The sequence below is a fragment of the Actinomadura sp. NBRC 104412 genome, from assembly GCF_030269515.1.
GTDB lineage: Bacteria > Actinomycetota > Actinomycetes > Streptosporangiales > Streptosporangiaceae > Spirillospora.
In genome coordinates this window covers 53,490-66,598 of the sequence record NZ_BSTM01000029.1, presented here as the reverse complement: position 1 = coordinate 66,598, position 13,109 = coordinate 53,490, and the positions used below count along the sequence as shown (strand labels likewise).

Annotated in this window: 13 protein-coding genes; 3 read left to right on the top strand and 10 right to left on the bottom strand. The window is 72.4% G+C overall.

The window, feature by feature from the left end; translation table 11 throughout:
* Window positions 1-56 precede the first annotated feature (56 nt).
* Window positions 57-1,403, top strand: coding sequence for a serine/threonine-protein kinase (locus tag QSK21_RS28765; RefSeq protein WP_285700471.1), 1,347 nt, complete (start codon window positions 57-59; stop codon window positions 1,401-1,403).
* A 16-nt stretch (window positions 1,404-1,419) separates the two neighbouring features.
* Here QSK21_RS28765 and QSK21_RS28760 read toward each other — a convergent pair whose 3' ends face one another.
* From QSK21_RS28760 to QSK21_RS28740, 5 genes are all read right to left on the bottom strand, one after another.
* Window positions 1,420-2,049, bottom strand: a complete 630-nt coding sequence (locus tag QSK21_RS28760; RefSeq protein WP_285700470.1) for a response regulator — start codon at window positions 2,047-2,049, stop codon at window positions 1,420-1,422.
* A gap of 104 nt (window positions 2,050-2,153) precedes the next feature.
* Window positions 2,154-2,819: a response regulator gene (locus tag QSK21_RS28755; protein WP_285700469.1), complete on the bottom strand. Its 666-nt coding sequence runs from the start codon at window positions 2,817-2,819 to the stop codon at window positions 2,154-2,156.
* On the bottom strand, window positions 2,816-4,108 hold the full coding sequence (locus QSK21_RS28750; protein ID WP_285700468.1) for a sensor histidine kinase: 1,293 nt from the start codon (window positions 4,106-4,108) through the stop codon (window positions 2,816-2,818). The genes QSK21_RS28755 and QSK21_RS28750 overlap by 4 nt, the downstream gene beginning before the upstream one ends.
* A gap of 79 nt (window positions 4,109-4,187) precedes the next feature.
* On the bottom strand, window positions 4,188-4,859 hold the full coding sequence (locus QSK21_RS28745; protein ID WP_285700467.1) for a response regulator: 672 nt from the start codon (window positions 4,857-4,859) through the stop codon (window positions 4,188-4,190).
* A complete protein-coding gene (locus QSK21_RS28740) occupies window positions 4,856-5,455 on the bottom strand; it encodes a sensor histidine kinase (RefSeq protein ID WP_285700466.1) in 600 nt (199 codons plus the stop codon). Before QSK21_RS28740 ends, QSK21_RS28745 begins: the two co-directional genes overlap by 4 nt.
* Before the next feature lie 333 nt (window positions 5,456-5,788).
* Between QSK21_RS28740 and QSK21_RS28735 the strand changes: the two genes are divergently transcribed.
* Both QSK21_RS28735 and QSK21_RS28730 read left to right on the top strand, forming a co-directional pair.
* Window positions 5,789-7,354 carry a Rieske 2Fe-2S domain-containing protein gene (locus QSK21_RS28735; protein WP_285700465.1) on the top strand — a complete coding sequence of 522 codons (1,566 nt, stop codon included), beginning with the start codon at window positions 5,789-5,791 and terminating at the stop codon, window positions 7,352-7,354.
* 139 nt (window positions 7,355-7,493) lie between these two features.
* On the top strand, window positions 7,494-7,631 hold the full coding sequence (locus QSK21_RS28730) for a hypothetical protein (RefSeq protein ID WP_285700463.1): 138 nt from the start codon (window positions 7,494-7,496) through the stop codon (window positions 7,629-7,631).
* Window positions 7,632-7,640: 9 nt separating this feature from the next.
* Here the strand turns inward: QSK21_RS28730 and QSK21_RS28725 are convergent, their stop codons facing one another.
* The 5 genes from QSK21_RS28725 to QSK21_RS28705 are packed head-to-tail and all read right to left on the bottom strand — an operon-like array spanning window position 7,641 to window position 13,074.
* The gene (locus QSK21_RS28725) at window positions 7,641-8,531 is read right to left on the bottom strand and encodes a hypothetical protein (RefSeq protein WP_285700462.1); all 891 of its coding nucleotides are present in this window, start codon (window positions 8,529-8,531) and stop codon (window positions 7,641-7,643) included.
* A gap of 23 nt (window positions 8,532-8,554) precedes the next feature.
* Window positions 8,555-9,211 carry a sugar transferase gene (locus QSK21_RS28720; RefSeq protein ID WP_285700461.1) on the bottom strand — a complete coding sequence of 219 codons (657 nt, stop codon included), beginning with the start codon at window positions 9,209-9,211 and terminating at the stop codon, window positions 8,555-8,557.
* A 5-nt stretch (window positions 9,212-9,216) separates the two neighbouring features.
* Window positions 9,217-10,548, bottom strand: coding sequence for a lipopolysaccharide biosynthesis protein (locus QSK21_RS28715; RefSeq protein ID WP_285700460.1), 1,332 nt, complete (start codon window positions 10,546-10,548; stop codon window positions 9,217-9,219).
* A complete protein-coding gene (locus QSK21_RS28710; RefSeq protein WP_285700459.1) occupies window positions 10,541-11,890 on the bottom strand; it encodes an O-antigen ligase family protein in 1,350 nt (449 codons plus the stop codon). Before QSK21_RS28710 ends, QSK21_RS28715 begins: the two co-directional genes overlap by 8 nt.
* Window positions 11,887-13,074, bottom strand: a complete 1,188-nt coding sequence (locus QSK21_RS28705) for a glycosyltransferase (RefSeq protein WP_285700458.1) — start codon at window positions 13,072-13,074, stop codon at window positions 11,887-11,889. The genes QSK21_RS28710 and QSK21_RS28705 overlap by 4 nt, the downstream gene beginning before the upstream one ends.
* Window positions 13,075-13,109 lie beyond the last annotated feature (35 nt).

The window sequence follows — 13,109 nt, the reverse complement described above, 5'->3', positions numbered from 1 at the left end:
CATGCGCGCGGGCGCTCCACTAGGCAGGGCCGCACGCGACGGGGGACCATTCAGCTATGGGAGAGGGTCATCTGCTCGCCAACCGCTACCGGCTGGACGCGGTGGTGGGCCGTGGCGGCATGGGCACCGTCTGGCGTGCCTATGACGTCATGCTGGATCGCGAGGTCGCCGTCAAGGAGGTGGAGCTGCCCCCCGGGCTGACCCGGCAGGAACGCGACATCCTCTACGAGCGGACGCTCCGGGAGGCGCGGGCGTCGGCGCGGCTCAACCATCCGGGCGTGGTGACCGTTCACGACGTGGTGGAGGAGACCGGCCGCCCCTGGATCGTGATGGAGCTGGTCAAGGCCCGCTCGCTGCAGGATCTGCTGGAGGAGGGGCCGCTGGAGCACCAGCGGGTCGCCGAGATCGGGCTTCAGATGCTCGCCGCGCTGCGGCACGCGCACGAGAAGGGGATCCTGCACCGCGACGTCAAGCCCAGCAACGTGCTCATCACGGACACGGGCCGGGTGGTGCTCACCGACTTCGGCATCGCCCAAGTGGAGGGGGATGCCACCCTTACGCAGACCGGCCTGGTCATGGGGTCGCCCGCGTACATCCCGCCCGAACGCGCCATGGGGGAGCGCGCGGTGCCCGCCTCAGACCTGTGGTCGCTGGGCGCCACGCTGTACGCGGCGCTGGAGGGCCGTTCCCCCTACGACCGGCCCGACGCCATGGCCTCGCTCCAGGCGGCGCTGACCGAGCCCGTCCCACCGGCGCGCAACGCGGGCCCGCTGGCGTCGGTGCTGGAGGGACTGCTGGCGCGCGAGCCCGCACGGCGGATCACCGCCGCGCAGGCCCAGCCGATGCTGACGCACGTGGCGACGATGCCCAAGCCGATCCCCCGCCAGCAGCCGGTGCCATCCGCCGAGGACACCATCCTCGACGAGCCGTCCGGCGGCTACTACGACCAGACCGTGGTGGACGAGCCGTCCGCCACCGTGCTGGACGAGACCGAGGTCGACGGCATCACCAGGGAGGACTCGGGGTCCGGCCAGTACGGGCGCTACAGCGCCGTCTTCAACGTGGACCGGCGACCGGGCGCCGACCGGCAGCAGCCGCCCGCCCAGCCGCGACCACCCTCTCAGCAGCCGCCCGCTCAGCAATCACCCGCTCAGCAGCCGGCGCTTGAGCGGACGTTGCTGGAGACCGAGTGGACGCCCGGCCCGCAGACCCCGCCGCCCTGGCAGCAGCCGGCGCACCCCCACCAGTGGCAGCAGCCACCGCCCCCGGGGATCCAGCGTTTCGGCACGCAGGACCGGGAGCGCCGCAAGACCGTTCTCATCGTCACGGTCGCGGTGATCCTGGTGGTGGCCGCCGTCCTGGCCGGGGCGTTCATCCTGCGGATGCGGCTGCAAGGCGCCTGACCCGGCCGGCCGCGGGTCAGGTTCCGGCGGACAGGGCGTCCAGGGCGAGCCGCAGGTCGGCGACATGGCCTTCGAGCGCGTCCAGCGGGTCGGCCGCGGTCTCGTCCGTGCCGTCGGCGCCCTCGCCGCGCAGCCGCGCGACATCGCCCTCCACCAGCGCCATCCGCTCGTCCAGCGCCTTGAGGATCCGGTCGCAACCGGGGCCGCCCCCGCCGTCCAGCGCCTCCCGCAGCAGCGCGGCCTGGCGCCGCAACTCGACGGTACGGCGGTGCAGATCGACGTAGATCGACACCTTGACCCGCAGCAGCCACGGGTCGAACGGCTTGGTGAGGTAGTCCACCGCGCCCGCCGCGTACCCCTGGTACGCCTGCTCGCCCGCCTCCCCGGCGGCGGTCAGGAAGATGATGGGGATGTCCCGGGTGCGGGGACGGCTCTTGATGTGCCCCGCGGTCTCGAAGCCGTCCATCTCGGGCATCACCACGTCCAGCAGGATGAGCGCGAACTCGTCGTTGATCAGTTCCCGCAGCGCCTCCCGGCCCGAGGTGACGCCGACGAGCTCGACCGGCAGCGCGTCCAGCACGGCCGCGAGGGCGACCAGGTTCTCCTCGCGGTCGTCCACGGCCAGGATCTTCGTGGCGTGCGGCACCGGCTCCTCCGCGTCGGGTGTCGACCTCCGTCTTCCCACCCTGTCACGCCACCGGGCGCCGCGACAGGGGATCGCGGCCCGAGCGGGCTCGCAGGCCGCGTCCCTCAGGCCAGCCAGCCCGGTTTGACCAGGCCGGACTCGTAGGCGAACACCACGAGCTGCGCGCGGTCGCGGGCGCCGAGCTTGACCATGGTGCGGCTCACATGGGTCTTGGCGGTGGCGGGACTGACCACCAGCCTGGCGGCGATCTCCTCGTTGGTCAGGCCCTCGCCGACCAGCGTCATCACCTCGCGCTCCCGCTCGGTGAGCGCGTTCAGCCGTGGCGAGGGCGAGGGCTCCTTGGCGCGGGTGGCGAACTCGGCGATCAGGCGGCGGGTCACGCTGGGCGACAGCAGCGCGTCCCCCGCCGCCACGGCCCGCACCGCGCGGATCAGCTCGACCGGCTCGGTGTCCTTCACCAGGAACCCGCCGGCCCCGCCGCGCAGCGCCTCGAACACGTACTCGTCCAGCTCGAAGGTGGTGAGGATGACGATCCGGACGCCGTCGAGCCGTTCGTCGGAGGCGATCCGCCGGGTGGCCTCCAGGCCGTCGAGCCCCGGCATCCGGATGTCCATCAGGATCACGTCCGGGCGCAGCCGTCTGGCCTGCGCCACCGCCTCCTCGCCGTCACCGGCCTCGCCCACCACCTCGATGTCGTCCTGGGCGTCCAGCAGGGCGCGGAACCCGGCGCGCACCAGGACCTGGTCGTCGGCCAGCACCACCCTGATCATCCGGGCCTCTCTTCGTCGATGGGGAGCGTCGCCCGCACGCCGAACCCGCCCTCGGGACGCGGGCCCGCGGAGAACGTGCCGCCCAGCGCCGCCGCCCGCTCCCGCATGCCGTTGATCCCGCTGCCTCCGGGATGGTCGTCCAGCAGGGACACCCCCCGCCCGTCGTCGTCGACCCGCACGGAGATCTCACGATCACCGTAGGCGATCCGGACCCGGGCCGTCACCGGGCCGGGCCCGGCGTGCCGCGACACGTTGGTCAGGGACTCCTGGACGATCCGGAACGCGGCCAGGTCGGTGCCGGCCGGCAGCGGCCGGCGCTCGCCGGTGATCTCGGCGTCCACCGTGAGCCCGGCCGACCTGGCGCGGCCCAGCAGCTCGTCCAGGCGGTCCAGCCCGGCGGTGGGCGCCCGTGGCGCGCTCTCGCCCTGCGAGCGCAGCACCCCGATCACCGAGCGCATCTCGGTCAGCGCCTCCTTGCTGGCCTCCTTGATCGCCGCCAGCGCGGTCCTCGCCTGGTGCGGGTCCTGGTCGATCAGATGCAGTGCCACCCCGGCCTGCACGTTGATCATGGAGATGTTGTGGGCGAGCACGTCGTGCAGTTCCCTGGCCATCCGCAGCCGTTCCTCGCTGGCCTGCCGGCGTTCCGCCTCGGCCCGGGTGCGGGCGGACGCGGCGGCGCGCTGGGCGCGCATCCGGATCAGCTCCCCGCTGATCAGCGGCACGACGGCCCAGGCGACGGCGAAGCTGAGCCCGGCCAGGCTGGGCTCCTCCACCGGGAAGAACTGGTCGGCCCGGCCGCGCTGCTCGAACGGCACGCCGATGACGGCCGAGACGGCGAAGTAGCCGCCCATCACCGCGAACGTCCCGGCCCAGGCGAACAGCCGCTGCCCCGCCACCACCGGGGCGACGATCGCGACGGCGAGGGAGAGGAGGCCCGGCCCCCAGGCGTACGCGCGCAGCATGAACAGGACGGTCACGGTCCCGACGCCCGCCAGCGTGACCGCCGGGTGACGGCGGCGCAGCAGCAGCAGCGCGGGCCCGGCCAACAGCAGCGCGAGACCGAGCCCGTCCAGCGGCTGGATGTGGGGCGCCACGTCCTCACCGGAGAGGTTCTGCCGGACCCACGGCGGTCCCTGGGTGTCTCCTCTCTGCGCCCCGAGCGTGCCCATCACCTGGAAGAAGGCGAGGACGGCGGGCACGATCCACACCGGCCACATGCTCGGGAGCGGCAGGTGCAGCCGCCCCTGGACGCCCGGCCGGTCGTCCGCGCCGCTCGGGGAACTGGTCATTTCTGCACGGTAAGGCACCGGCGGGCGGTCCGGCGTCGGCCGAGGGGAGTGATCGGCCGTACTCCCGGGGAGGTACGGGTCAGCCCGCGAGCCACTCCCCGGTCTCGACGCTGACCAGGCCGTGCCGCGCGGCCTCGATGACGGCCTCCCGCTGCGAGTGGACGCCGAGCTTGCTCAGCACGCTCTGCACATGGCTGCGGGCGGTGCTGCGGGTCACGCCCATCGCCTTGGCCAGCGCCTGGGTGGACTCGCCGCGGGCCAGCCGCGTCAGCACCTCCCGTTCCCTGGGGGTCAGGTACCGGGCCGCGTGCCGCGCCCGCCCGTCCGGCCCGTCCTGCCGGTCGTGCCGGTCCGGCGCGGCACGGCGGTTCAGGGCGCGGTCGACGACCACCTCGCCCGCGTCCACCCGCCGCAGCACGTCCAGGATGTCGCCGGCCTGCTGGCCCTTGTGCGCGAAGCCGTGGACGCCCGCCGCCAGGCCGTCCTCCAGCACCGTGTCCTCCAGGAACCCGGTCAGCACCACGAACCGGGTCGCGGGCGCCGCGGCGCGCAGCCGCGGCATCCACTCCAGCGCCGTCCCGGACGGGAACCGCAGGTCGATCAGGCACACGTCGGCCCCCGGCTCGCGCAGCACGGGCAGCGCCTCCCGCGGCGAGTACACCACCCCGGTCACGGTGTGGCCGGCGTCGGCCAGCACCAGCGACAGCGAGTCGGCGAACATGGCGTGGTCGTCGCAGATCAGGATTCTCATGGATGCGGCCGCCAGTCGTCGGCTCCCACGGTCTCGGCGGCGGCCATGGCCGCGGGCGGCGCCGCCGGCAGCAGCATCCGCACCCGCGCCCCGCCCAGCTCGCAGGTGCGGATCTCAAGCCCGCCCCCGTACTCGGAGATCAGGTCGTGCACGATGCCCAGCCCGAGCGAGGCGAGCCCGGCGGTGCCCTGGCCGAATCCCGGTCCGTCGTCGTCGACCTGGACGGTCACCCAGCCGCGGCCGGCGCAGACCTGGACGTCCACCCGTCCGGCCGCGACGCGGCAGGCGTTGTCGAGGACGTTGCGGAGCGCGCGCCACAGCGCCACCGGGTCCATGTGGGCCCACGCCTCCTCGCCCGCGAACCCGACCTCGTGGGTGGTGGCCAGGCGCATCCCGGTGACGACCTCGGCGGCCAGCTCGTCCACGCGGATCCGCTCGGGGGGTGGCAGCGGCTCGCGGGTGTCGCCGTCGTCGCCCTCTTCGTCCAGCCGGCGCAGCAGGTGGTCGAGCCACCGGGTCTCGCCCAGAAGCTGCTCGACGCGCCGGCGGCTGTCCGCGCCGATGTCGTCGGCGACCGCCACCGCGGACGCGAGCATGATGATCGTACCGAGTTCATGCCGGATGTCATGCCTCAGCCGGCGCCGCCAAAGGCTATTCATGAGGACCCCCGTCCATTGACCCCAGCACCGTTACGACGGTCGCCCGTGGATGGGCCCGTGTCTAGATAATTGGCCACAACATCCCTCTTACTGGCCAGAAGCGGTCATGCCATTACGGGATCGTAAACCCGGCCGTTCCGCGGTACGTCTCAGGAGGCATTGGCCCTCCATTGGTCCTTCTGGGCGCCGCATTTCTTTCATGCCTACGGCGTAGCCGCATTGCGCATTCCGCCGGGTGCCACGGCGGGCGCGGGAAGGCACCCTCATGGCATGCCGACGGTCACTTTTCTCGGGCACGCGGGCGTGTCGGTGCGCGCGCACGCGTTCCACCTGCTCGCCGATCCCTGGCTCGCTCCGACGGGCGCGTTCCTCGGTGCCTGGCACCAGTACCCGCGCAATGATCACCTGGACCTCGGCGGGCTGGTGGATGCCGACTGGGCCGCCGTCTCGCACGAGCATCTTGATCATTTCGACCCATGGTTCATCGCGCGGCTTTCCGCTCAGACGAGGATCCTCATTCCACGGTATCCGGGGCCGGCGTTCCGGGAACGGATGCTGGCGGCCGCCGGTGGCCGCCAGGTAATCGAGATCTCCCCCTGGGAGAAATTTTCACTCGACAATCGCGGCTCCTGGATCACGGTCATTCCCGAGCTGTCGCCGATGTGCCATGACGCCGCTTTTCTGATCGTGGCGGACGGGCGCGCGATCCTGCACTGCAACGACGCCAGGCTCACCGCCGCGCAGGCCCGCAGGGCCAAGCATCTGGCCGGTGGCCGCCTGGACCTGATGGCGTTGCAGACCTCCGGCGCGTCCTGGCATCCGATCTGCTACGAGTACCCGCCCGAGGAGATGGCCCGGGTGTCCATGGCCAAGCGCATCGCCAAACTGCGCGCGGCCCAGCGGCTGGTGCGCCAGACCGCGCCCGAGCTCGCCGTCCCGTTCGCCGGCCCGCCCTGCTTCCTGGACCGCGAGGTGGACCATCTCAACTGGGTGCTGCACCAGGAGACCGGCGCGTTCTGCGACCCGGACGTGTCCGTCACCTGGCTGCGCGAGCACCTGCCCGCCCAGCGATGGGAGCTGTTCAAGCCCGGCGACGTCCTCGACCTGGACGGCGGCGGGATCACCCGCGACCCGGTGTCGGCGCGGTTCGACTTCGCCGACCACGTCCGCGACGGCTACCTGCGGGAGTACGCCGCGGACCGGGCGGCCGCGATCGAGGGCGTGCTCGCGGAGTACCCCGACCCGGACGCGGGGCTGTTCGACCGCTTCGTCGCCCACTTCGAATACCTGGGCGGGCTCAGCGACTACTTCCTCACCCAGATCGACATGACCGTCCGGTTCGAGGTCACCGGGCCGAACGGCGGGGTCTGGGACGTGGACCTGTCGCCCGAGGGCGTCAAGGTGGGCGAGGCCGGGCCGGGTACGCGGCCGCACTACCGGATCACCACCGCGGGACGCTGGCTGGAGGGCGTGCTGAGCGGCCGGATCGCCTGGGAGGACCTGCTCATCTCCTTCCGGCTCAGCCTCTACCGCGACCCCGACGTCTACAACGACTACCTGGTCGGCCTGCTCAAGCACGCCAACGCCCCCGCGTTGCAGGCGGTGGAGGCGTACGAGACGGGGCGGGACGAGACCGAGCGCATCCTCGTCGAGGCCGACGGCCACACCTATGACATCCCGCGGTACTGCCCGCACGCGGGCGAGGACCTGTCGGTCGGCGCGGTCGTGGCCGAGGGTCAGTTGCACTGCCTCGCGCACAACTTCGCCTTCGACCTGTCGACCGGCAAGTGCGTCAACGCGCGCTGCGTCGACCTGGGCAGCCGCAGGGTCTCCTGAACCGTCTCCCGAACCGTCCCGAACCGTCCCGAACCGCAGAGATTCCTGAACGCCCCGGCCTTCTCGGCCGGGGCAGTCGATCATGCGTGTTACCTTCATTGCGGGTCAAGGGGGTCGAAGGGGGCTAAGGGGCCGACACGTGCGGAACTGGAAACAGGCGGGCCTGCTGGCCGTGGTGCTGGTGCTGGTCGTCGTCATGCTGGAGGTCTTCGCCCTCCGGCTCGGCTCGCTGGAGCTGCACATGCCCGACGAGCCCGCGATCGCCGAGAACCCCTAGCCGTGACCCCTAGCTCCGGGTGTTGCGCTCGCGCATGATCGACTGGAGATCGGGGTGCTCGCCGCCGTCCGCGTCGGCGAGGGTGGGGCACGCCCATTCGGACTGGTGGCCCCACGAGTAGGCGATGTCCATCGGCGGGTCGGGGACGAGCCGGTCCCAGCGCCGCAGGATCTGCCGTAGCTGGTCCTCGGTGGGGAGCCAGTACTGCTTGTCGCCTTCCGAGCAGGACTGCCCGAACGTCTGGTACACCGGCACCACCACGCTGCGGGGGATGCCGGCCTTGTCGGCCATCCGCACCATGCGGTCGATGGCGTTGATGTCGCAGCGCGACCTGGTGCGCGACGAGCCCTTGCACGGGTACGGGTCGAGCCCGACGAGGTCGACGTTCACCCGCTCCGGAGTGAGCGGCGCCATCGGCCAGTCGGTGAGGGAGATGAACGAGACCTGGCCGGGCGCCTCCCGCTCGATCAGGTCGGCGCGCCTTCTGATCTCCCAGGAGACGCGCGGGCACTCGCGCGGGTTGGGCTCGTCCGACAGGTACCAGCCGAACACCTTGGGATGCTTGGCGAGCCGCCGCACCGCCGCGGCGAACTCCCCGAACGGCAGCTCGAACTCGTCGCACGTGAAGTTGCCGACCCACAGCAGCGCCCGCATGCCGTCCGGGACGCCCGCGACCGACGCGGGGTCCGTCTTGACGTCCACCAGGTCGTAGCCGAGCGCGCGCAGCCGCGGATAGTCGGACGGCTGGGTGTTCAGCGCGATGTTGAGGGTCGGCGGGCGCTCGCCGGACGTCGCGCCCGGTGTCGCCAGCGGCCCCCGGTACGGCTCGTACCCGTCGGAGGCCACCTGCCGTACCGCGAAGGCGATCAGGCCCGCCAGCGTCACCGCGGCGACGATCACGAGCCCGGCTCTTCCGCGCCCCCTCATCTGACCTGGAAGCCGAGGATGTGCCGGACCGTGTCGAACAGCGCGCGGAGCGTCGCCCGCATCGTGGGGTCGCGCAGGTACACCGCGTCCAGCGCGACCCGGGCGGGCACGATCTTCTCGATGTAGCCGACGAGATCGACCTCCTGGCCGGGCGGCAGCACGTCGAAGTCGCGGAGCCGGACCTCGGAGTAGCCGGTGAGCCCCGGCCGATGGTCGAAGATCCAGCGGCTGGCCGGATCGTAGTGCTCGGCCAGGTCGTAGGTCTCCGGACGCGGCCCGACCAGCGTCATCTGCCCGCGCAGCACGTTCACGAGCTGCGGCAGCTCGTCCAGCGACCAGGCGCGCAGCAGCTTGCCGATGCGGGTGAGCCGCGGGTCGCAGTTGGCGGTGACGGTCAGGCCGCCGACGCCCTGCCGCATCGTGCGGAACTTGTACATGACGAACGGGCGCCCGCCCTGCCCCACCCTGGTCTGCCGGAAGATCCCCGGCCCCGGGCTGGACGCCCGCACCAGCAGGTAGATCATCAGCAGCGGGAAGCTCAGCAGCACCAGCCCGGCCAGCGCGCCCACGATGTCCAGCGCGCGGCGCGCGGCGGACGGGGCGATGCCGTCGGACACCTCGACCGGACGGCGTGGAAGATCGCTCTCGGTCATCGCCGTCACCCCCTCTTGCTCAGGACCCGGAACCACGCCAGCAGCGCGAGCGTGGTGGCGACGAACGACACCGCGGTGGCGATCGCGGCGCCCTCCGCCTCGTACAGCGGGATCAGCCACACCCCGGCCAGCACCACCACGACCAGCCCGATCGCCTGCCCGGCCGAGGCGGCGCCGGGACGGCCCACCCCGTACAGATAGGCCATGATCAGCCCGGTGACGCCGAAGGTGACCACGCCCGCGAGCCGGATGTAGGTCGGCACCACGGCGTCGTCGAAGACGTCACCGAACACCCAGGGCAGCGCCGTCCCGGCGATCAGCGCGAGCGGCAACGCGGCCACGGCCGACACGCCCAGCGCCGGCAGGATCATCCGGCGGGTGCGGCGGGTGGCCTCGGCGCGGTCGTCGCGGGCGAAGTCGGGGTAGAGCACGTAGTTCAGCGCCAGCCCCGGAAGTTGCACGAGCTCGGCGAACTTGCTGGCCACGGTGTAGACGCCCAGCACCTTCGGGCCCGCGAGCGCGCCCAGCAGCGCCATGTCGAAGCGGAGCTGGAGCAGGTCGATGAGCTGGCCCAGGTAGCCGCGCAGCCCGTACCCGGCGATGGTGCGGCCGAGGCGCAGGTCGGGACGGCCCCAGCCGCGGAAGAACCCGCGCCGCGCCAGCCGCGTCACGATCCACGCCGCCGCCGCCAGGTCGGCCAGCACCAGCCCCGTGACCAGCGCTCCCGGCCCGTACCAGCCGATCAGGATCACCCCGTAGATGGGCAGGAACACGAACTCCTCGACGGCGATCGCCAGACTGGCGCCGCGCAGGTCGTCGGTGCCCTGCAGCAGGCCCTTGCCGACCGACACGAACCCCTGGGTGAACGTCGGGATGGTCGCGGCCAGCGCCACCCACATCCCGAACGACTGGAAGAACGCCAGGTGGATCAGCGGGCTGAACAGGAGCCAGCCCGCCGCGCCCGCCAGCGCGCCCGCCACCGTGAGCGCCGCCAGCGTGGGACGCACCACCGACTGGTCGTAGTTCCTGCCCGCCCCGTCCTTGCCCGCGAGGAAGTACGGCGCGGCGGCGGGCAGCCCGGCGTTGGACAGGTGGCAGACCAGCCCCGGCAGGATCCGCACCAGCGTGAACGCCCCGACCAGCGCGGGCCCGCCGATCCGCGCCACCATGATCGTCGCCAGCCCGAGCGAGGCCAGCGCGCCGACCCGGCCCATCATGTTGCCCGCCATCAGCCCGACGATCCGCCCGGTGATGGTCCGCGCGGGGCCGGCGGTGTGCTCGGTGGGCAGCACCGTGTCCGGCACGGCCTCCCCGGTGTGCGGACGGGTCTCAGTCAACGGAACCGCCTCCCACCGGCGCGCCTTCGCGGGGACCGCCCTCCGCCGGTCGTCCGAAAAGATCCAGCGCCGCGATCAGGCCGAACATCGCCCAGCCGTGGCGGTAGTGGAGGGTCTCGTAGAACAGGCCCGACACCAGGAACACCAGTACCAGCGCGCCGAACAGCTCCGGTCTCGGCACCTCCCGCGCGTACGTGGGGGTGAGCGCGTTCCGGCGCGCTATGCGCACGCACTTGAGCAGCAGCACGAACACCAGCACGATCAGCGCGAACCCGCCGAGGACGCCGCGTTCCAGCACCGCCGCGATGTAGTCGTTGTGCGCCTCGCGGACGTAGGTCTCCTGGTTCTCGAACATCGCGGCCTCGGTGTGGCCGGGGCCGATGCCCCAGGGGTGGGGCTGCTCCTCCATCATCCGGATCGTGGTGGCGAACACCGTGCTGCGGGACTCGGTGCTCTCCCCGGTCGTCCGCCCGATCGAGTCGCGCAGGATGGGGGACGCGGCGCTGGCCCGGTCCAGCAGCGGCTGGATGTCGACCAGGGTGACCACCGCGATCCCGCCGCCGCCGGCGAGCGCGGCCAGCGACATCACCGCGACCGCCCGGTGCGCCCTGCCCTCGCGGAAGAGCCGGAAGACGTGCCCGGCCACGATCGCGATGCCCAGCGCCAGAGCGCCGCCGTTGGAGCCGGTCAGCAGCTCGGCGACCAGCAGGATCCCGCACACCCCCCAGCGCCGCCACGCGGTGTCCGGATAGTTCGCGGCGCGGGCGATGAAGAACACGCAGATGAACCAGTTGGAGGCGTAGTTGGCGTCGCCGAAGGTGAACATGGCGCGCTCGCCGTCCACCTGCTTGCCGGACAGCGTGTCGTTGCCGATCACAAAGCCCGTGATCATGATCAGGGCGTACAAGGTGCCGATCAGCACCCAGGAGCGGATCGCCGGCCGCAGCAGCCGGGGGTCGCGTGCGAGGTTGGCGAGGCTGACGCCCCACAGCAGCACGAACAGGTCCTTGACCAGCGTGAGCTGACCGGCGTCGTTAATGATCGCGGCGATGCCGCCGGCGATGATGGTCAGCAGCGTCGGGATCAGGAACGGCCACCTGATGGGGTGCCGGTGCGTCGCGGCCCACAGCACCGCCGTCACCGTCACCACGATCAGCAGCACGTCCGGCAGGCCGGTGTTGCCCGGACCCGGCGGCAGCCCGAACGGCATCAGCATCGGCAGCGACGCGATGCCGACCACCAGGACCGCGCCCACGAGGCCCCGCCCCCGCTCCGCGCGGGGCTCTCGCTCATCCGCGGGCGCGGGCTTCGGAGCCGGCCGCTCGACCGTGGTCACCGTCATGGCCGCTGGGAACTCCCCCGGTAGGTCTCGTCCAGAACGGCGCCCAGGTACTCGGGCGAGAACCAGTCGCCGACCCGTTCACGGGCGCGTTCGGCCATGCGGGAGGCGGCGGCCGGATCGTCGAGCAGATGCGTGATCGCGCCGGCCATCCCCTCCGGGTCCTCCGGGCGGACCAGCAGCCCGGTCTCGCCCGCCAGCACCAGGTCCTGGTTGGACGGGACGGCGGTCGCGACCAGCGGGATCCCCGCGCCGATGGCCTCGACCAGCACGCACGGCAGGCCCTCCCACCGGCTGGCCATCGCCATCACGTCGAACGCCGGCATCACGTCGGCCACGTCGTCGCGGTGGCCCAGCCACCGCATCCGGTCCTGGATGCCCAGCCTTTCGGTCAGCTTCTCCAGCTCGCCCGCCATGGGGCCGCCGCCGACCCACAGCCCGAACACGTCGTCCGGGAGCCGCGCGATCGCCCGCGCGAAGATCTCCGGGCCCTTCTGGAACGTCAGCCGCCCGACCGACCCGACCACCTTCACCCCGAGCGGCAGGTCGAGCCGCCGCCGGGCCTGCGCGCGGGACCCCGGCGCCGCCGCGTAGGCGTCCACGTCCACCGCGGGCCACGACAGCCGGACGCGTTCGGGCGTGGTCAGTCCCAGGCGCAGCGCGGTCGTCACCGTCTCCGACCCGATCGCCAGGAACGCGTCGGTGTGCTTGGCCGCTGCCTTCTCCAGTCTTATATAGGTGTAGCGCCGCAGCCACGACTGGAACTCGTTGAACGGGAACCCGTGCCAGGTGTGCACGATCCGCGGCACGCCCGCACGCGCCGCCGCGATCCGCCCGATCACCCCGCCCTTGGCGCTGTGCGTGTGGACGACGTCGTACCGGCCGTCGGCCAGCACCCGCGTCAGCGTGCGCAGCGCCGCCCGGTCGTCGCGCGGCGAGATCTGCGGCACCAGCGGCCCGACCTGCACGATCTCCATCCCGGCGCGGTGGGCGCGCGGGGTGAGGTCCCCGGCGGCGGCGTTGGCGACCGCGTCCTCCCCGTACCGCACCTCCACGCCGGTGGACGCGGCCTTGCTGTCGATCCCGACCCCGCCGGTGATCACGGCCCGCTCGTAGCAGGACGGGTCGAGGGCCAGCGCCCCGTTGAGCGCCACCTGGCCGGCGCCGCCGTTGAAACGGGTGATCACGGTGGCCACCCTGAGCTTGCGGCTTGTCCTCACGT